Origin of the sequence: Candidatus Poriferisocius sp. (assembly GCF_965204015.1) — a bacterium.
In the GTDB taxonomy this organism is placed as follows: domain Bacteria; phylum Actinomycetota; class Acidimicrobiia; order Acidimicrobiales; family Bin134; genus Poriferisocius.
Window position 1 is genome coordinate 1,658,074 of record NZ_OZ241965.1, and the last position, 18,349, is coordinate 1,676,422.

Genomic DNA, 18,349 nt, shown 5'->3' on the forward strand with positions numbered 1-18,349 from the left:
GAAACCGCCCAGCCCTACCTCGGCCGCTACTCGGTGCCGAACTTGGTCCAGAACTTCGGCCTGAAGACCTCCAGCGCCATCATGGACGACACTCCGAGGATGACCGGCCCGGCGAACACGATGAACCAGAGGCCGAAACCGACCCTGACGTGGTCAGGCTCGACGTCACTCGCGAGCGTGCTGACAAAAACCGCACTGTAAATGGCGATGCCCGTGATGGCCAGGCCGCACAGAGGCGCCACGGCTGCCGCCCATTTCAGTCCCATGTGCCTGAACACCAGCACACCGCCGATTGCCAGCAACCCGAGGAAGAACACGGCTATGCCCTCGACCAGGTTCACGCCGAATATGCTGTACACGGTCACCGTGTACGTTCTCAGACCGGCTACCTCGCTTTGCGTGAGGGCCAGCTCGTTTCTTGCGAACCGCACCCAGTCGAACAATATGCTGAGCATGACCAGCACAGACACGCAGAGCGTCGTGCGGCGCATCAGCTTGAAAATGTCCTCTTCTACCCCTATGTCGCCATTGTAGGGCTGACCTCTTCCCCGTCGGGAGTCTCGCACACCCCCTCGTGGTCGGCGCGAGCTACCAGATGGCGACCGGGTCGGTGCGCTGGTGATTGCGCATGCGACCGTCTTTGGTGACGAGCTGCCAGCCTGACTCGACAGCAGTGGCGTAGATGAGCCGGTCGGCCGGGTCGCCGGGCAAAGACCGCAACGTCGTCAACTGGATTCCCAGGCTTCCCCGGTGGAGAACAACAGCTCGTCGTCGGCCGCGCTGACCGCAATGCCGGCAAACCGGCCCCGCAGCGCAGCAGGGCCGACGGCGGGAACAAGCCGAGCCACCGTGCGCCCGTGCTTGGTGATCTCAATCTCGTCGCCCCCCGCCACATCATTGAGCAGCGACAAAAGCTGGCTCTTCGCCTGCGTCGCGGTCACCTGCCGATTCATCTTGACCTCTATACCAGCCACTTCGCCAAAACAACTCAATCCATTTGTCAACCCGGTGACGAATGAATGAAAACCATCAAGGCCGGTTACACAAAGACCGACAGTCCCGCTACTCGATCAAGTCGCTGGTCAAAGAACTCGCCGCCCAGTTGGCCACCTTCTCGCCGGAGATGGGGGCCCGGGTGGGCCAGGGGCGGTCCAGATCGACGAGTTCGCCCCGGCTGATCACGTGGCGGATGTTGGCCCGGTCGGCCAGCACGGTGACATCGGTGGCCGGGTCGCCATCTACCACCAACACGTCGGCGGCCATTCCGGGGGCCAGGGTGCCCACCTCGCCCTCCATGCGCAGGGCGATGGCCCCGTTGGCGGTGGCGCAGGCGATGGCCTGAAGCGGGCTCAGCCCCACCGACTCCACCAGCACCTCCATCTCCCGGGCGTGCCAGTGGCCGTAGGGGGTGAGGGCGAATCCCGACTCCGAGCCGCACAGCAGCGGCACCCCGGCGTCGTGGGCCTTGGCCATCATCTTGGCGGTGGCCTCGATCTCGCCCCGGAACACGTCTTGCATACCGGCCCCGGCGCCCACGAGGTGGCCGTAGTCGGCCAGGTTGGCCAAGAAGGTGAAGGTGGGCATGAGGGCGGCCCCGGCGTTGATCACCGCTTCGAGGCCGGCCTCGTCCATGAACGAGGCGTGCAGAATGAGGTCCACCCCGGCCTCGGCGCAGGCTTGGGTGCTGCCGGCCGAGCGGGCGTGGGCCATGACCGGGGTCTCCAGCTCATGGGCGGTGTCGCACACCGCCTTCAGCTCTTCGGGCTTCCAGGCCAACAGCTCGCCCTTGTGGCGGGGGATGGACCCGGTGGCGTGGATCTTGATCCAGTCGGCGCCGTACTTGATGTGGCGGCGAGTCATCTGGATCATCTCGTCGACGGTGGTCACCACTTGGGCGTAGCCCACCACCCCGGTGTCGGGGATGAGCCGCCCGGCGGTGCCGCCCACTGCGGTGACCAGGGCCTGCACGCCGGTGGCCATGCGGGGGCCCTCCACCACACCGGCATCGACGGCGTCGCGCAACGACGGCCCCATGGAGAACAGCGTGTCGGGGTCGCAGAAGCCGGTCACCCCGGCCATGAGCAGCTTCTGGAGATTCTGGGCGGCGATGAGCGCGGCCAGGGTGTGGTCGCGGTGGAAGAACAGCTCGTCGTTGGACTGGACGTCGTCGAAGGTGCAGTGGACGTGGGCGTCGATCAGACCGGGCATGACGGTGCAGCCGCTGGCATCGATGACGGTGATGCCGGGCTGATCGGCCCCTGCATCGGGGCCGACGGCGGCGATTCGATCGCCCTCCATCAGTACCGCGGTGTTGGGCTGGGGCGGGGCACCGGTGCCGTCGATCACCGTGCCGCCGGTGATCGCGATGGGCGTCGGCTCAGGCATCGGGCTCAGTCCTTCTCAATCCTCCAGCAGAGCCGCGGCGGCGTCCTTGACGGACATGCCCACCTCGACGCCTCGGTCGCGGGCCGGCTGGTTGCACGCGCTGATGATCCCCTCATCGTACGCCTTGAAAGCGTCACCCACGGGGGCACTCCACGCATCGCAGCACGCTCCGGCCAGCCCATGGGCCTCGGTGATGGCCAAACCAGCGATGCCGGCGTCGTTCTTGCTGCGGCCCCCGTCGGAGCAGATGAAGCCGTGGGGGCTCACCTCCAGCAGGAAATCCGCCCCGCTGCGCCCGGTGTGGCCCGCGGTGACCAGCACGTTGCGGGAATCCTCGGGCAGGGCGAACACAATGGAGTCGGTGACCACGAGCTGTCGCCCGCTGTCGGACGTGGCCTTGACCTCCCGGCGGATCTTGGTGCCCTCGTCCACCTCGCCCGGGTCGTTGTTCAACAGCAGCTTGGCCGCCTCCGACACCGACATTCCCTCGACAATTCCGCACCGCTCGGCATAGATATTGAGCCGGGAGATGACCCCGGTCTCATACAGGTCGAGCCCGTTGCCCAACTCGGCGCTCATCCCGTCGGCCGTGGCCGCGGGGATGCCGAGGGCCTCCAAGAACCACAGCCCGGAGATGCCCGCACCGTCCTTGCCGATGCAGCCGTCGTGGCCGATGACCCCTTTGGGCCGGTGGGGGGCCATCAGCCGGGCGGGCAGCACGCCGAGATACGAAGACGGCACCACCACATCGGTGTCCCGGTTGCGGGCGTCCACATACCGGGCCGAGTCCATGGTGACGATCCGGCGGTCGCCGTCGGTGTAGACCACCTCTTGGGGGTGGTCTTCCTCGTTGGCCAGCAATGGGGCTTCTTCAGGCACGGCTCGACGCTACTCCTTGCTTGCTTGGTTGATTTCCCTACAGACCGGTGCGGCCGGCTTCTCGGATCATGGGGGCGTAGTCGGCGAAGCCGGGGGCGTCGGGGCGGGCCCCGGTGGTGAATCCGGCGTCGGTGGCCAGGGTGTGGCCGCTGGTGTAGCCCGACTCGTCGGAGGCCAGCCACAGGGCGGCGTTGGCCACGTCGGTGGCCAGGCCGGGGCGATCGATCAGCGGGGAACTGGCGGTGAGCTCGGCCAGCGCGCCGTCCATGTTGGTGTGGTCGCCGGTGTGGGCGAAGGCCACCATCGGGGTGGCCATCGACGCCGGGGCGATGCAGTTCACCCGGATGCCGAAGCGGCACAGCTCGGCAGCGGCGTTCTTGGTCAGTCCGACTACGGCGTGCTTGGCCGCGGCGTAGGCGTGGGGACCGAGGCCGCCCATCACCCCGGCGGTGCTCGACATGGAGATGATCGAGCCCGTCATCCGGGGCTTCATAACCCGGGCGGCGTGCTTGACGCCGTAGAACACCCCGTGGAGAAGGACATCGATGCTGGCGTGCCACTCGTCGGCCGGGGTGGTGTCGACGGGCCCGACCGCGCCGACGATGCCGGCGTTGTTGTACATCACGTCGAGCTGGCCGAACTCGGCCACCGCGGCGTCCACCAGGCCGGCGACGTCGTCTTCGGCGGTCACATCGCAGTGGACGTAGATTGCGGCACCGCCGAGAGACTCAGCCAGTTCCCGGCCCGCGTCGTCTTGGATATCGCCGATGGCTACCTTGGCGCCCTCCTCGGCGAATCGCTCAGCCGCGGCCCGGCCGATACCGCTGGACGCCCCCGTGATGGCCGCCACCCGTCCGTCAAGTCGTCCGCTCATCGTTGCCTCCTGTGAATTGACTGCGCCCGGCACCGTAACCTGAGCGACCTATGGAAACCAGATCAGAAGACGCCCAAACCCTCGACGTGGATCGAATCCAAGACCTCTTGGACCGCGACGCCATCCGCCACATCCAGATCCGCTACGCCTGGAGCCTCGACAACCACAACTGGGAGGCGCTCAAAGAGGTCTTCTTGCCCGACGCGGTGGCCGACTACCGGGGTGAGCGGTTCGAGGGGCTCGAGGCCATCGTGGCCAAGTGCGCTTCGTCGCTGGAGCCGGCCGACGCCAGCCAGCACCTCAACGGCTGCCACTGGGCTCAGATCGATGGCGACAAGGCCATTGCCGGCTGCTACTTCATCGCCACCAAGTACATCGCGGATGTCCCCGGAGGCGACACCTTCATCGTGGGCGGCAAGTACATCGACGAGATGGTCCGCACCCCCGACGGCTGGCGCATCGCCCACCGCCTCCTAGAGCAGACCTTCCTCGACGGCAACCCCGAAGTAGAAACCATCTCCCAAGCCCGCTGGGCGGCCCGCCAACAAGAAGGTGGCTAGCAGTCAGAGCCGGAGTAAGCGGGTGGCGTTGGCGTTGAGGGTGTCGGCTAGGTGGGTGACGTCGGGGCCGGTGCCTCGGTCCCAGCCGCCGAAGTTGGTGCCGTAGACCAAGCGGTCGGTGCCGTATTGCTCCAGGGCCAGGGTGAGTTCGGCGTCGCCGGTGATGTGGCAGTCGAACCACAGCCGGCTGAGGGCCCGGTCGAAGGCGCCGGGCTCTTTGATCCACTCGGGGGAAGCGGGGCGGCGCTCGGCCAGCTTGCGGAGCTTGGACAGGATGACCGGGGTGGTGCCGCCGCCGTGGGACAGGCACAGGTCGAGGTCGGGGTGGCGCTCGGTGACCCCGCCGAACACCAGAGTGGCCACCGCTACCGTCTCCTCGTAGGAGTACTCCAGCACCAAATCGAGGTCCCAGCGGCGCAGCCGGGGGTCGAGTAGAGGACCGTCGATGCCCGACTGGGTGGGGTGCAAGAAGTGGGGAACGTTGAGGTCGACACACAGCGACCAGAGCTGGTCTAGGGCCGGGTCATCCAAAGGGGTGCCGAAGTCGGTGCCGGTGTAGCCGGCCAGCAAGCCCAGCTCCCCCACCGCCCTTTGAAGCTCCGTGCAGGCCGCGTCGACGTCCTGCATGGGCAGCGCAGCCAATCCGACGAAGCGGTCGGGGTGCAGGGCCACCGCGGCGGCCAGGTCGTCGTTGTGGCGACGGCAGAAGTCGATGGCCAGTTGCGGCTCGATGAAGTGGAGGTAGGTGAGCGGGTTGGGCGACAGGGCCTGCACCGAGATGCCCTGGGCGTCCATGGCCTCTAGGCGCATGTCCAGCTCGATGAACAGCGATCCCCGGTAGGCCACTCCGTCGAGCTGGTATCCGCCCACCCGGAACCAGGGGGTGCCGTCGTCGTGGGCGCCGATCTCGGGGCCGCATGGCCCGGCCGCTCCCATCGTGCCCTCCAACACGATGTGGGCGTGGACGTCGATGAGACCTGTCATGCTGCCTGGTTTGCGTCGGTCCGCCGGGATGCGGATGATCCCATCAACGGCCTTCCATGATCCCGTCGGCGCCAGGCAACCAGGAGGCCACGCCGGAGATGGGAATGGCGCACACCACAGCCTCGGTTATCTCGGCCTCGGTGGCCCCGGCGTTGCGGGCGCCGTTGCAGTGGATGTTCACAAACCGGCTGGAGAACTCGGCCGCATTGATGGTGCACAGCAAGAGCTCCACGTGCTTGGCGTCGAGCTTGTTCTCGGCCAGCGACCATTGCCGCATAAGCACATAGCCCTCCAAGGCCCGGGGGGCGTTGTCGGCCATCACCTCGATGTAGTCGGGCACGAAGCCGAAATAGCTCTGGAAATAGTCGAGCGCGGCCTGGCGGTCGAGGGAGAAATCGGGGATCGGCTCGGTGGACTGGTCAGCGGGGATGTCAAACGCCTCGTCGACGGCCCGGGCAAAGGCGTTGTAGGTGGCCTCACCCCGGGAGATGAGCACGGCCAGCGAGGCGCCTCGGGCGTCGCCCAAGGTGAGCCCCAACTCGCGGGATCGGGTCAGCTCGCGAAGGGCCAGTTCAGGCTGGACCCTCACCGACGCCGCACACGCCATGTACAGCGCCTTGGCCCACGCCGGGCAAGCGCCGTCGCGGTCGGTCACATCGCGAATGCGGGCGTAGCCCTCGGCAAATTTTGGGGAGATGGCGGCCAACTCGCCGCTTGAGAGCGCGGGGCTGCCCAGATCGCTGTGGACCGCGTTGTTGGACGTGGCTTGCATGGTCATGGATTGCTACCTCCGTATGCGTTGTGAAACTTACAAGGCGAGCGTCGGGCAGGTCAGAGTTTGGACACCTCGCCACCGTCGATCACGAAGCACGACCCGGTGACGAACCCGGACGCCTCCGATGCCAGGTAACACACCAGCGGTCCGAGCTCATCGGGCTGGCCCATGCGACGGGCCGGGATCTTGCGCAGCCGGGCGGCCAGGGTGTCGGGATCGCCCAGAACCGCAGCTTGGGCATCGGTTTCGAACGCACCGGGGGCGATCACATTGACCCTGATGTTGTAGCGGGCCCACTCCCCGGCCAGGGCCTCGGTGAGCCGCAGCAGCCCGCCCTTGGACGCCGAATAGGCCGCCAGCGTCGGCTTGCCCTTGAGCGCCGAGGTGGAGGCCACGTTGACGACCGAGCCGGGTTGTCCGGCATCGATCCAGTAAGAGGCGGCCCGCCGGGCCAGCGCCGCCGGGGCGGCCAGGTTCACCGCCAGCACCTCGTCGAACACGTCGTCGGGCTGGTCGACAAACTTGGCTGCCGGGGCAATGCCCGCGTTGTTGACCACCGAGTCGAGGCGGCCGAACCGCGCTATGGCCTCGTCCACCAGGTCGGCAACTGCGGCCCGGTCCCGCATGTCGCATGGCACCGCGGCCACGCTGTCGCCCAACTCTTCGGCCAGCGCGGCCAGTGCGTCGGCCGAGCGGGCCGCGGCCACTACTCGGGCGCCCTCGGCCACCATGGCTCGCACCGCGGCCTCCCCCAGCCCCCGGCTGGCTCCGGTCACCACAGTCACATGGCCGTCCAAGCCCCAGTCCACCGCCATCCCCCTACTCCTCGTCCGCCTGGTCGGCCACCTCGTCGCACAGCCGGGTGGCAATGCCCAGCCGTAGCACCTCAGAGGCGCCCTCGTAGATGCGCATGGGTCGAGCTTGGCGGAAGTAGCGCTCGATGTCGGAACCCCGAATGAGCCCCCATCGGCCCATCACCTGCACACAGCGGTCCACCACCCGACTGGCGGCCTCGGTGGCGGCCAGCTTGGCCAGCGACGACCGGTCAAGATGGGCCGACGGATCCTCCCGGGCGGCCTCGGCGGTGGCGTAGGCCAACAGCCGGGTGGCCTCCAGCTCGGCCCAAGAATCGGCCAGCAGCCCCGCCACCGGCCCCAACCGCACCAGCGGACGGCCGAACTGCTCGCGGTTAGCGGCGTGGTTGGCGGCGCAGGACAAGGCCCCATCCATGAGCCCGACGGCGGCTCCGGCCACCGAGATGCGGAACACCGACAATGTGGCCAGCACATGGCGGAACCCGGCGCCGGGCTCTCCCAAGCGGGCGGAGGCAGGCAGGCGCACCCGGTCGAAGGTCACCTCGCCCAGCACATGGGGGGCGATGATCTCCGGCGAGGGCTCGATCGACACACCGGGGGCGTCCGCAGGCACCAGCACCAGCGAGAACCGGTTCTCCTCCTTTGCCATGGTGGTGTAGAAGCCAGCCGCTCCCCCGTTGGAGATGAACGACTTGGTTCCGTTCAACTCCACCTCGTCGCCGTGGTCGGTCAAGGTAGTTTCGATCCCTCGGAGGTCCGATCCCGCCACCGGCTCGGTAAGGGCCAGAGCGGCCAGCACTTCGGCCCGGGCCACTCGGGGCAGCCACTCTTCCCGCTGCTCGTCGGTACCGGCCACCGCGATGGCGTAGCTGCCGATGCCCTGGAGCGCGAACAGCGAATCCAAATGCGACGAGGCCCGCATCAGCGCCTCCCGAGCCACGCACACCGCCAGCGGATCTACTTTCTCGTGGCGGCCGCCATGGGCCGCGGGCACCATCAGCGAACTCAGGTCGCTGGCCCGCAGCACATCCAAAGTGGGTTGGTGGACGTGGCTGCACTCATCGGCCTCCGCGGCGAACGCCTCCACTTGGCGGGCCACCGCCCGGGCCTCCTGCTGGATGGCCAGGATGTCAGGGGCAAGCTCGAACGCCATACGATGCTGGACAGTATGCGGTACGGGGAAAGGACACCACCGTGAGCGACATCATCGTTGAGCGAAACGACCGAGTCGTCTGGCTGCGGCTGAACCGGCCCGAGCGGCTGAACTCCTACGACCGCAACACCATCGACGAGATCATCGCCGCCTTCCGGGAGCATGTCGACGCCGGAGTAGTGGTGATCACCGGACAGGGCCGGGCGTTCTGCGCCGGGGGCTACCTGGCCAATTTGGCCGAGGCGAACTTCTACGAGCTGCGGTCGATGTTCTACGGGTCGCTGGAGCTATTCGACGCCATCCGCAATGCGCCCATGCCGGTGATCGCCGCGGTGAACGGCCCTGCGTTCGGGGGCGGCAACGAGTTGGTGGTGGCGTGCGACTTCGCCATTGCCGCAGAATCGGCCGAGCTGGGCCAGACCGGGGTGAAGGTGGGCAGCGCCCCGGTGCTGGGGGGCACCAACCTGCTGGCCATGACCATCGGGGAGAAGCGGGCCAAGGAAGTGGCCTTCTTATGCCGCAAATACACCGCCGAGCAGGCCTGCGAGATGGGGTGGATCAACGCGGTGGTGCCCGACGACGAGCTGGAAAGCGAGGTGGGGCGCTGGTGCGAGGAGCTGTTGAAGATGAGCCCTCGCTATCTGGAGGCGGCCAAGATCAGCTCTAACGTGTACTGGAATCAGTTGCGCGACAACATGGCCTCGGGACTGGGGATGTTGGCCCAGGCCATCGGGTCGCCCGACATGATCGAGGGGGCCACAGCCTTCATGGAGAAGCGCCGTCCGGAGTTCCCTCCGAGAACCGCCCGATGAGCACGGAGACCGAAAAGCAGACCGAGGTGCTGGCCTCGGCCCGAGGCCGGGTGATGTGCATGGACTCGGCCTACGACGTGGAGGAGGCCAACCGGGATCGGGATGTGTGCGTCAACTCGTCGTACTGCGGGGTGCTGCCCGCCCGGTTCATCGCCGAACACCGGCCCCGGGCGGCTATCGGCATGGACTGCGGCGTGGGGCCGGAAGGCTCGGCCATCGCCGGGCTGTGGTACCTGGAGGCCCTGGGCATTCCTGCCGCGGTGGCCGACGTGATGACCGCCCACCTGGGCGACGGGGTGCATCTCTATGAGCACGGAGTGGTCAGCTTCGTCAACCAGCTGGCCCTGGACTGCGGGGTGAGCGCGGGAATGACCGTGCGAGACGCCTCCGTGGCGCTGCTGACTAATGACCCGGTGGCCGCCACGGCATCGGAGATCACCAACCGCACGGTGATGGAGACCGCTCCCGACGGGCGCTGCGTGGTGGCGGCCGACTCCATCGCCTTTGGCACCAGCGAGGACACCGACCGCAACGTGCTGGTCACCGCCGGCCACACCGGCCGCTCAGCGGTGCCCTACCTGCGCCGCTGCCGCCCGTTCGGATTCATCTGCTCCGACGGCGGACGGGGCATGGACGACTCCGGCATGGCCGGGCTCATGATCGTGGAGGCAGACGGCCTAGCTGGCGCCACCGTCGATGCCCGCCGAGCCCGCATGGGCAGCGGCCTGTCTCACTACCACGACGGCATCATCTCTGCCGCCAACTCTCTGGCCACCGCCGCCGGCGTCGAGATCGGCATGCCCTGCCCCCTGGCCGCCAGCCTGCTCTTGAATCGAACTGTGACCTAGCATGACGAGCCGGTGACCATCGACTTGCTAGCAACACCCCGATGACCGTCCTGGCCGCGACTGACCTTCTGGCGCAGTCGTCAGACGACGCCATCATCGACGAGGCCCTGACCGTGTCCGACTGGATACAGGCCGGGATCATCGTGGCAGCCTCAATCGTGGTGTCGGTGCTAGTCGCCCGCCTGGTGCGAAGAGTGCTGATCCACGTGGTGGGACCGGGCTTCGCGGCAATCGTGACCGCACGGCTGGTCGGCTATCTCCTTTTCCTGATCGGTCTGTTCTACGCGCTCACCAGCCTGGGGGTGCAGGTCGGACCCCTGATCGGCGCCATCGGGCTGGGCGGCTTGGTTCTGGCGCTGGCCTTGCAGAAGCTGGTGGAGAACTTCTTCTCCGGGTTGATCCTTCAGGCCCGCCGGCCCTTCAGAGTGGGCGATACGGTGCTGCTCGGAGACCATCTGGGCGTCGCCACCGACATCGACTCCCGCACCACCGTGCTGCGCGGCCTCGACGGATCGGCGGTGCGGGTTCCCAACAGCGAGGTGGCCGCGGGGCCCATCGTCAATCTCACCAACGAGCCTCTGCGACGCAGCGAATTAGAGGTGGGCGTGGCCTATGACACCAACCTGCAAGCAGCCACGCAGTGCCTGACCGAGGCACTCGAACAGGTAGAGCGGGTAAGCGCTGAGCCGCCCGCACAGGCGCTGCTGACCCGCTTCGGGTCGTCCAGTATCGACTTCACCCTGTACTACTGGCACAAGAGCGACGTTCCGACCGAGTTGGCCGCCCGCCACGACGTAATCCTGTCGGTCCACCAGAGCTTCGCCGCTGCGGGGATAACCATCGCCTTCCCGCAGGTGGTGGTGTGGTCGGGCCACGGCGAAGACGACCAGCCCTACCAGGGCCGCGCCGGAATTATCACGGCGGGCCCGACACCGGGCACCCAGTCCAACATGCCCCCCGCCCTGGTCCGCCAACTCTCCCGATGGCGGGTCCGCTCCGGCATCCTGCGCCGCTTCAACCCCGGCGAATAGCCCGGCCCAGGCCACAAACAATGCTGGTAGTGACCGATCTAGATCGAACGCTCTGGGGCTTGGACTGCGTCGCACCGACGGCCCACTTGGAGGCGCTGGCCGAGCTCCAGGCGTCAGGACATGTCGTGCTGGCGGCAACCGGTCGTCGGCTGCGGAACATCGCCCGCCTGTTCGACTTGAACGGACTCCTATTGCCTGCGGTGGCACTCGACGGATCGATCGGCATGGACTTCACCACCATGGAGCGCTTTCACCGCATCGCCTTCCACCCTGCTGCCCTTTGGGAACTGCTGGACACTCTCGACACCCACGGCATCCGCCCCTGTCTCTATATCGACGACCACGCCGAGCCCGGCGGCGATCTGGTGCTCCCTGAGAACCCCACCAGCGAACCCACCCACCTGGAGTTCCAAGAAGAAGACATCAACCACGCCCTCAGCCCCAAAGACGTGGAGTCCGACGTGCTAGAGCTGGTGTTGACCGGCCTCCCCTCAGACCTCGCTCACCTGGCGGCCAAGGAGGTCCATTCAAGGTCGCTAGGAGTCGCCCGCGTCGACGAACCCGACCCCCTCTACGGAGGAAGCCGCCTGACAGTGTCACCCCCCGGGGTGTCCAAAGTGAGCGGAGTCGAGGCCTTCTGCAAATGGCAAGGCCACGAGTTCGACTTCGCCGCCATCGGCGACGGCATAAACGACCTAGAACTCCTAGAAGCCGCCTCCATCAGCATCGCCATCGCCGGCAGCCACGCCAGCCAAGCCACCACCCCCCACCACACCATCCCACCCCCCGAAAAATCAGGCTGGTCAGCCGTGCCTCCGCTCGTCAATTCTTGGCGACACAACTCCTAGTTTGCGGCGCATAAGTGTCACCGCTCCAGGGTAGAGTTGTGGCCGTGGCAACACCCCCGTTGCGCTATCCCAATGCAGTTCCGGCTGAAGACGTCTACCGGGCTTTTGGCGATGAACCAACGGCTACCCGGTTCTTGGAACAGGCTCGGTGGCCCGGTGGGCCGGCATGTCCCCGGTGTGGGGCTGAGGCGAAGAGCCGATTTCCTGATGCCACCGGTAGAAGATGGTGCGGCCGATGTCGGCGGCGATACAGCGTGCGCACGGCCACGGTCCTGGCCAACGGACACGCTCCCCTGCGAGGGTGGGCAGTGGGAGCAGTTCTCACCGCAAACGGCCCGTTCACGGCCAAGCCGGGGATGCTGAGCAGGCTGGACGGAGTTTCTCCAGGGGCGGCACGAACGATTGCCGACGGCCTTCGCTCAGTGTGCGGAAGCCGGGTCAGCCCATATGACCAGCCCGAGCAGCTCGCGGCCCGGATCACCCGGGCGAACGGCCAGGACAGCGAGGTGGGATCCGACCAACCCACCGGGGGGCCTGAGTTGAACTGGCTGCACAAATCGTCCAATCGCATAGGCACAGTTCCAAGCAATGCCGAACGCTGGCTTACGCCCCCTGCTCCATCCGAGAAATTGTCGGCATCGCTGCCGCCCCATCCCCGCCCCGACATCACCGAGGCAGAGGTGTTGGCTTTGACCGTGCTGCGCTCCTATCTGGGGGGTGCCGATTCGGCGGTGGTCGGCGATACCGCGGGAATCGCCCGTCGCAGTGCGCAACGGGCGCTTCGAGGCTTGGAAGCCGACGGGTACGTCGACTCCGCATTCGTCGAGGTGCCCTGGAAGCACCGAACCCGGCGGATACTGAGATGGAAGCTGGCCCAGGGCGGCCAACTCGACGACCTGCGCCCCTATCTGCCGATGATGCGCTGGGCTCGGCGCGCCCGGTGCCCCGAGACGCTGCCCCCTGATCTCTGGCACCTGTTCTGGTCAGGCCTCGACCCTGCTGATATCCGGCTGCCCCGCGATGCTCTGCTGGTGGCCAACCGGCTGCTCAACGGAAGGCTGTTGGACTTCGACGCCCGCCGATGGGCGTTGCGCTGCCTGCCGCTCGACGCCCTCGTGGCGCAGACCGGCATTCCCGGATGCCCCAAGAGCGTCGAGTTGGCCGTCGCCGAACTCGTAGAACAGGAATCGGGCCAACCAAGCCGACCGGCGGAGCACTGGGTCTGATGAGCCAGATCGACGAATGGCGGGAGGTAATCGGCCAACGCCAGCGTGCTGTGTGGCCCAAGGCGGCGGCAGCTGCGGCCGATTGCGGAGGCGTGCTGGTTGGAGGCACCGCGGTGGCGATTCATCTGAGGCACCGCGTCAGCGAAGACATCGATATCTTGGCCCCCGGTCCGTTCGACACTGTGGGTGTGAGGTCGCAATTGGAGGAACGAGCCGATGAGTCCTTCACAATGATCGGGTTGAGCTCCCACGAGGTTCATGCCCTGGTCGACGGGGTGAGCGTGCACATATTCGAAGACCCCAACGCTGAATCCCGCACGGCCGCAGTAGAGGTGTTGCAGCGGGGACCGACGATTGACGAGATGCCGGTGGCATCCCTGCAAGACCTCCTAGCCCTCAAGCTCGATCTGATCCGCTGGAGGAGCACGCTGCGAGACCTGATCGACCTTGCCGCCATCGACCAGCTCAGCGGGCACCGCCTAGAGGATGGCCTGTTCTACTGGCTACAGAAATTCGGGGCCGAATGGGACAACGCCGCGCTCGACCAGCTCGTCTTCAGGCTGAGGTTCCCTTCCGCCAATGACGCCGACCCCCTCTTCGACGATTCCCGCGAGCAGATCATCACCTACCTCAAGAACCGAGCCCCCCAGATAGAACAATCCCTACACCAACGCCGCACAGCAGCCCACTAACAAACACCGCCCAAGCCGCCTGGAATCACCGAAACGAACAGTCCCGACTTCCCAACAGCACGAACAAGGGTTCGCCCAATTCATCATCCACGGCCCCGCTGCCGTCGAGAACAAGGTGGGCATGGTCCTGTGGTGCTTGGTCTGCGATGTAGCGGTCCTCGGCCGGCATCCATACATCAACCCACTTGCTTCTTGCCTCTTCGCCGTCTCGCTGAAGCCCTCGAGCCAATCGGACGGCACGAGGTGCATTGACCCAAATTCTCAGGTCATAGAAATCCCGCAGCATCTCATGAGTCGAGTACACGCCGTCAACGATGAGCGGCGTGCCACCAGGCCAGCTAACCCAATCACCGAGAATTTCGGTATCCCAGTTGAAGCGCTGAAATTGGATCTCTTCTCCCTGTGAATGAGGGACTAGAACCTGAGAGGCGAGTCGTGGAAGATCGAAGAGGCCACCAGCTACGGAACCCGACCAGCCCTCATCCGCCTCGGGCCGGTAGAAGTCATCGCCATTGACAAGAACCGCCCTAGGCAAAGCCTCCGCCAGCCCTGCGGCAAGCGTGCTCTTGCCCGAAGCCCCCGGCCCATCGATACCGACCCTGACTGCCGCCCCGAGACCATCAGCCACTCGAGCGATGTCAGCAATACCTAGGACAGATCCGATTTCGATCGACACCAACCCATTCTGCCCACCAATGGAGCTTCCTCTATCTGCCTTTTGATGACGAGTTGTCTGCGAGGAATGCGCTGAGGTGGTTGGTCAGGAGTTGGGGCTGGTCGATGGGGACGAGGGTTCGGCTGTCGTCGACCCAGACCAACTCTGCATTCTCGAAGTGCTGGGCCAGTCGCTCGGCGTGAGCGGGGGGCATGAGCTTGTCCTCTCGTGCCCAGACAACCAGCACCGGTCCGCCAAATGTGCGTTGCTCTTCGGCCCATTCGAGAAGCACCTTCTTCTTGGGCACGTTCCGGAGGTACTTGTCCAGGTCACGGCGAATCTTGCGGTCGTGGCGAAGGGGGTGGATCCAACTCGTGAACCGGTCGTTGGATACCCGCTTCTTGGTCATGTTCCCGAAGATGAACGGGAGGTGGCGGATCCATCGGGGCCGCAGCAACTGAGACGTCAAGAACGTGCCCCCCGGCAATGACGCATTGAGGCACAGCAGCCGTCCGGGCAGACCCGGCGGGTAGTTATCGAATGCCTCACAGGAGACCAACACCAGAGCCGCCACCCGATCCGATCCTCCCGGACTGACCACCAGCTGCGCTCCGCCCCAGTCGTTGCACACCAGCGTGACATCGCGCAGATCAAGCTCCACCAAGAACTCGGCCACCATCTTGGCCAACGACTCCAGATCAAGCTCGGCGTCATCGGGCATCGGCGTTCGATGAGCCCCGAACGGTAACTCCGGGACAATGCAGCGGTATCTGTCCCTTAAGCCTTCGACAACCTCTTCCCACAGGCTGCCGCTCATCAACACCCCATGGAGCAACACGACAACCGGCCCGTCCCCACCAGTGTCCGAGTACATCAACCCCGCAGCAGTCGGCCCCTCTAGCTGCCTCGGCGCTGCTGTCGCCATACACCCCCATGTCTACCCCTGCGCAGCTCCTTCGGCCAACCACCACGATGCCAAACGGAATAGTCGGTGAACTGACACGCTTCCCGGGTGACTACGTCTCTGAAGGCTTGACAATCAGGACCGACGTGTCGCCTCTCTGGCATTGGCGAAGATCACAGTTGCCTGGTCTTTGGCGAAGCGCGCCACGGCGACCAGGCTCACTTTGTCGCTGACCTTGTAGGCGAGAATGCCAGCGGTCACGCCGACCAAGAGCGCTACTCCGGCTGAGGCGCCCGCTGTGCCCGCCACTGCGATGGCGGCCAGGCTGGCCCCGGAAGTCGCCGCGCCCTTGAAGCTGCCGTCGATCATCTCGGCGAATTCGTCAGCGCTATTCGCCTTGTTGTAGGCCCGGGCCATGGCCACCACAGAGACCACCATCAGCAGGGGGTTGGCGCTGACTGCGGCCGACGTCCCGATAACCGAGGCGAGCCTGGCAAATTCTTCGGTGTCAGCGCGGTTCCACCGATAGATCACCGACACCACCCCGATCGCGCCGCCAAGGAGGTCGGCTGCGTCGTAGGTGTTCAGCTCGTAGAACCAGGCCTTGGGAATCCTGAACTTCGACTCCAACGCCGCAGCCACCGAATCGAACGTGGACTTGTCCCACGTCGCCAGCGGCAGGCCTCGGGGCGTGGACGCATCTCGCAGCAGCGCCTTGATCGTTCCCAACGCCTCCTGCACCACAGTGTCGTCAGCCGAAACCCCCCTGGCAGCCCGGACCGCCCCGGCAATGGTATGACCCCCATCAAACAGCCGGTGATAGCTGCCACCCAGCCCGGAGCGCAGCGCAGGATCCAGATAGTTGGCATCCATCGCCTTGTCGTAGACCGTCGGAGCCCCCTTGACCGCCGCAGCCACCAACCGGTTGAGATCCCCCGACAAATCACTAGCCACCAAAGCCTGCGCCGCCGACAGAACCCGCCCCGCACGCTCCTTCGTCCCATCAATCGCCGCCCGACCCCCAACCCGAACCCTCCAACCCATCACCATCCCCACCCCAGCAACCTTCGCCAACCCCCGCCGACCGCCAGCAGCCGCAGCATCCCTGACCTTCTTCATCAAAGACATAGATACCTGCCCATCGAGGTGACCGCCAACGGGGTGATACTCAATGGCCCCTCTCAACCAGCAGGATCTGCTCATGGCCCTCCAGAACTTGGCGCAACCGGGTGCGGGCTGCCCGCTGTGGATTGGCCGATTCAGTCCGCAGCGCCCCCGCCACCGTGTCCTTGCCCCGGTTAACGGCCAACTCCGGCTTCTCAACTGCGGTCATGCCAGTCCAGTGGTGTGGTTGATGGAAATTTACTGAAATAAAATAAAACAGTTGACAGGGCCGGGACCGCCGCTATGCTGGGAGTCATGGCCGAACCCGGAACCCCGCCGAGCGACAAAGCGGAAAATGGGTACCTGAACACGCATCCCATGGAATGACGGCAAAAGGTCGGGTGGTTCTCGACTCTTGGTCTGTAGTGGGAACGCTCCGGGGCCTAGAGCCCTCCGCAACAGAGGTTCGACGGCTCATGAGCCAGGAAGTGCCAGTCATGTGCGCCGTGAACTTCGCTGAGGTCTACAGCGTCGTGCTCATGACCAATGGAGTGGAATACGCCCGCGATGCTATCGGCTTCCTCCGGCCTCGGATTTCTCTTGAAATCCCTACCTATGAACGTGTTATGCAGGCCCTTCACCTCAAATCCACCTTCCACATGGCTCTAGGAGACGGCTTCGCAGTCGCCACGGCCCTAGCCCACGACGCTGAACTCTGGACAGGGGATGCCGAGTTGCTGTTCACTGGCTGCCCCTGGGAAGCCCGCGACCTGCGACCTCCGACGCCGGAAGGGCGGCCACCCACTCTCAAAGAGCGGAAAGACAAGATCGGACGCCGCGCCCGCGCGTCGGAACGTCGATCCGACGAACCAGAAATTGCCATCAACCGCCTGATTTATTTCTTGGAGAGCCACACACCGGACAAAGCTGTTTTCTCAGACCCCTTCGAACCTGCTGATTCAAGGGCCGGGCTATGACGGCGAGAAAACGAGTTGAAGTGGTTGAGCACCCCGATAGTCTCTTGGCCATGATCGAGGCGCTCGAAACTTCGACGGAAGCCGACGAGTCGAGGCCGACGGACACGGCCCGCGCCGCACGCAAACCGCGACTCGAAGACCTGCTCAGAGCATCTCCACACATAGACCTATTAGAGGTCCTTGAAGAGGAGAAGTACGGAACGGGGTGGGTACCCAAGCATGTCCATCCCGAATGATCCGGATGGCCTCTCTGAGCGGCCCTGATGATCACCTCATCGAACGGGCAGCGCGAGCAGGAGAAGACCTGCTTATCGCGCCTGTTCTTCGGAAGGTGCGCTCTACGAGGAACGCGCGAAGCCTCTCACTAGTGCGCCAACACCACCCAAAACCAACCGCCCCTACTTCAAACCCCCCTGGCAACAACCCCCCAACCCACCGCCCAGGCGCTAAGCCGAAGCACCTAAAGCGCTTAGTCAGCTAGCAGTGAACTCACCAAGCGGTTGAGGCTGACGCCGTTCTCCGCAGCGCGGATCACCAGACCCCGATGGGTCTCGGGTGGGATGCGCACCACGAACTTGCCGCTGTACGCCCGATCTGCCAAGGGCTGGGGCGGCGTCTCGTTGTTAGCCAACATGTCAACCATGGCATCACGCACAAGCTCGCGGATTCCGGCAAATGCGTCTTCAGGCACCGGCGCCAACCAGCTCAACGACGGGAACTCCAGGCACAGACCCACATGCTCCTCGTCTTCAGCCGACCACGTCACGCGATACGTGTAGCGATCACTCATCGCCCGCCTCCAACTTCTCAATAGCCTTGAGAACTTC

23 protein-coding genes and 2 pseudogenes are annotated in these 18,349 nt (G+C 65.5%); 10 read left to right on the forward strand and 15 right to left on the reverse strand.

The window, feature by feature from the left end:
• Window positions 1-26: 26 nt before the first annotated feature.
• The 6 genes and pseudogenes from ACOGJC_RS07350 to ACOGJC_RS07375 form a co-directional block, all read right to left on the reverse strand.
• Complete coding sequence (locus tag ACOGJC_RS07350; RefSeq protein WP_419847852.1) at window positions 27-491, reverse strand: hypothetical protein; 465 nt, start codon at window positions 489-491, stop codon at window positions 27-29.
• Between the two features lie 97 nt (window positions 492-588).
• Window positions 589-714 (reverse strand): annotated as a pseudogene (locus ACOGJC_RS07355) (type II toxin-antitoxin system VapC family toxin); the annotation flags it as partial.
• An 11-nt stretch (window positions 715-725) separates the two neighbouring features.
• Window positions 726-941 carry a type II toxin-antitoxin system Phd/YefM family antitoxin gene (locus ACOGJC_RS07360; protein WP_419847853.1) on the reverse strand — a complete coding sequence of 72 codons (216 nt, stop codon included), beginning with the start codon at window positions 939-941 and terminating at the stop codon, window positions 726-728.
• Window positions 942-1,062: 121 nt separating this feature from the next.
• Window positions 1,063-2,385, reverse strand: a complete 1,323-nt coding sequence (locus tag ACOGJC_RS07365) for an amidohydrolase family protein (protein WP_419847854.1) — start codon at window positions 2,383-2,385, stop codon at window positions 1,063-1,065.
• 15 nt (window positions 2,386-2,400) lie between these two features.
• Window positions 2,401-3,264, reverse strand: a complete 864-nt coding sequence (locus ACOGJC_RS07370) for a hypothetical protein (RefSeq protein WP_419847855.1) — start codon at window positions 3,262-3,264, stop codon at window positions 2,401-2,403.
• 37 nt (window positions 3,265-3,301) lie between these two features.
• Complete coding sequence (locus ACOGJC_RS07375) at window positions 3,302-4,138, reverse strand: SDR family oxidoreductase (protein WP_419847856.1); 837 nt, start codon at window positions 4,136-4,138, stop codon at window positions 3,302-3,304.
• Window positions 4,139-4,188: 50 nt separating this feature from the next.
• Here ACOGJC_RS07375 and ACOGJC_RS07380 point away from each other — a divergent pair, with 50 nt between their 5' ends.
• Window positions 4,189-4,698, forward strand: coding sequence for a nuclear transport factor 2 family protein (locus ACOGJC_RS07380; RefSeq protein ID WP_419847857.1), 510 nt, complete (start codon window positions 4,189-4,191; stop codon window positions 4,696-4,698).
• A 3-nt stretch (window positions 4,699-4,701) separates the two neighbouring features.
• Here the strand turns inward: ACOGJC_RS07380 and ACOGJC_RS07385 are convergent, their stop codons facing one another.
• From ACOGJC_RS07385 to ACOGJC_RS07400, 4 genes are read right to left on the reverse strand one after another with little or no spacing between them, the layout of a single operon-like run.
• A complete protein-coding gene (locus tag ACOGJC_RS07385) occupies window positions 4,702-5,682 on the reverse strand; it encodes an amidohydrolase family protein (protein WP_419847858.1) in 981 nt (326 codons plus the stop codon).
• 43 nt (window positions 5,683-5,725) lie between these two features.
• Window positions 5,726-6,460: a carboxymuconolactone decarboxylase family protein gene (locus ACOGJC_RS07390; protein WP_419847859.1), complete on the reverse strand. Its 735-nt coding sequence runs from the start codon at window positions 6,458-6,460 to the stop codon at window positions 5,726-5,728.
• A gap of 53 nt (window positions 6,461-6,513) precedes the next feature.
• Window positions 6,514-7,266, reverse strand: coding sequence for an SDR family NAD(P)-dependent oxidoreductase (locus ACOGJC_RS07395; protein ID WP_419847860.1), 753 nt, complete (start codon window positions 7,264-7,266; stop codon window positions 6,514-6,516).
• 10 nt (window positions 7,267-7,276) lie between these two features.
• Complete coding sequence (locus tag ACOGJC_RS07400) at window positions 7,277-8,425, reverse strand: acyl-CoA dehydrogenase family protein (protein WP_419847861.1); 1,149 nt, start codon at window positions 8,423-8,425, stop codon at window positions 7,277-7,279.
• Between the two features lie 50 nt (window positions 8,426-8,475).
• Between ACOGJC_RS07400 and ACOGJC_RS07405 the strand changes: the two genes are divergently transcribed.
• From ACOGJC_RS07405 to ACOGJC_RS07435, 7 genes and pseudogenes are all read left to right on the forward strand, one after another.
• Window positions 8,476-9,237, forward strand: a complete 762-nt coding sequence (locus tag ACOGJC_RS07405) for an enoyl-CoA hydratase/isomerase family protein (RefSeq protein WP_419848211.1) — start codon at window positions 8,476-8,478, stop codon at window positions 9,235-9,237.
• Window positions 9,234-10,085, forward strand: coding sequence for a hypothetical protein (locus ACOGJC_RS07410; protein ID WP_419847862.1), 852 nt, complete (start codon window positions 9,234-9,236; stop codon window positions 10,083-10,085). The genes ACOGJC_RS07405 and ACOGJC_RS07410 overlap by 4 nt, the downstream gene beginning before the upstream one ends.
• A gap of 41 nt (window positions 10,086-10,126) precedes the next feature.
• Window positions 10,127-11,116, forward strand: a complete 990-nt coding sequence (locus ACOGJC_RS07415; RefSeq protein WP_419847863.1) for a mechanosensitive ion channel family protein — start codon at window positions 10,127-10,129, stop codon at window positions 11,114-11,116.
• A 29-nt stretch (window positions 11,117-11,145) separates the two neighbouring features.
• Window positions 11,146-11,964: an HAD hydrolase family protein gene (locus tag ACOGJC_RS07420; protein ID WP_419847864.1), complete on the forward strand. Its 819-nt coding sequence runs from the start codon at window positions 11,146-11,148 to the stop codon at window positions 11,962-11,964.
• 44 nt (window positions 11,965-12,008) lie between these two features.
• Window positions 12,009-12,197: pseudogene (locus ACOGJC_RS07425) on the forward strand (transposase); the annotation flags it as partial.
• A 75-nt stretch (window positions 12,198-12,272) separates the two neighbouring features.
• Window positions 12,273-13,190, forward strand: coding sequence for a hypothetical protein (locus ACOGJC_RS07430; protein WP_419848285.1), 918 nt, complete (start codon window positions 12,273-12,275; stop codon window positions 13,188-13,190).
• Window positions 13,190-13,882, forward strand: a complete 693-nt coding sequence (locus ACOGJC_RS07435) for a nucleotidyl transferase AbiEii/AbiGii toxin family protein (RefSeq protein ID WP_419847865.1) — start codon at window positions 13,190-13,192, stop codon at window positions 13,880-13,882. Before ACOGJC_RS07430 ends, ACOGJC_RS07435 begins: the two co-directional genes overlap by 1 nt.
• Before the next feature lie 25 nt (window positions 13,883-13,907).
• On the opposite strand, the gene ACOGJC_RS07440 is transcribed toward ACOGJC_RS07435, so the two are convergent.
• The 4 genes from ACOGJC_RS07440 to ACOGJC_RS07455 all read right to left on the reverse strand — a co-directional run bounded on the left by ACOGJC_RS07440 (window position 13,908) and on the right by ACOGJC_RS07455 (window position 16,774).
• Window positions 13,908-14,558, reverse strand: coding sequence for a uridine kinase family protein (locus ACOGJC_RS07440; RefSeq protein WP_419847866.1), 651 nt, complete (start codon window positions 14,556-14,558; stop codon window positions 13,908-13,910).
• A 31-nt stretch (window positions 14,559-14,589) separates the two neighbouring features.
• Window positions 14,590-15,462: an alpha/beta fold hydrolase gene (locus ACOGJC_RS07445; protein WP_419847867.1), complete on the reverse strand. Its 873-nt coding sequence runs from the start codon at window positions 15,460-15,462 to the stop codon at window positions 14,590-14,592.
• A 114-nt stretch (window positions 15,463-15,576) separates the two neighbouring features.
• Window positions 15,577-16,569 (reverse strand): hypothetical protein, encoded by a 993-nt coding sequence (locus tag ACOGJC_RS07450; protein ID WP_419847868.1) that lies wholly within the window; start codon window positions 16,567-16,569, stop codon window positions 15,577-15,579.
• 40 nt (window positions 16,570-16,609) lie between these two features.
• Window positions 16,610-16,774, reverse strand: a complete 165-nt coding sequence (locus tag ACOGJC_RS07455) for a hypothetical protein (RefSeq protein ID WP_419847869.1) — start codon at window positions 16,772-16,774, stop codon at window positions 16,610-16,612.
• Window positions 16,775-16,928: 154 nt separating this feature from the next.
• Between ACOGJC_RS07455 and ACOGJC_RS07460 the strand changes: the two genes are divergently transcribed.
• The gene (locus tag ACOGJC_RS07460; protein WP_419847870.1) at window positions 16,929-17,522 is read left to right on the forward strand and encodes a PIN domain-containing protein; all 594 of its coding nucleotides are present in this window, start codon (window positions 16,929-16,931) and stop codon (window positions 17,520-17,522) included.
• Between the two features lie 50 nt (window positions 17,523-17,572).
• On the forward strand, window positions 17,573-17,758 hold the full coding sequence (locus ACOGJC_RS07465; RefSeq protein WP_419847871.1) for a hypothetical protein: 186 nt from the start codon (window positions 17,573-17,575) through the stop codon (window positions 17,756-17,758).
• 233 nt (window positions 17,759-17,991) lie between these two features.
• Here the strand turns inward: ACOGJC_RS07465 and ACOGJC_RS07470 are convergent, their stop codons facing one another.
• Window positions 17,992-18,312 carry a type II toxin-antitoxin system HicB family antitoxin gene (locus tag ACOGJC_RS07470; protein WP_419847872.1) on the reverse strand — a complete coding sequence of 107 codons (321 nt, stop codon included), beginning with the start codon at window positions 18,310-18,312 and terminating at the stop codon, window positions 17,992-17,994.
• Window positions 18,313-18,349: the final 37 nt, after the last annotated feature.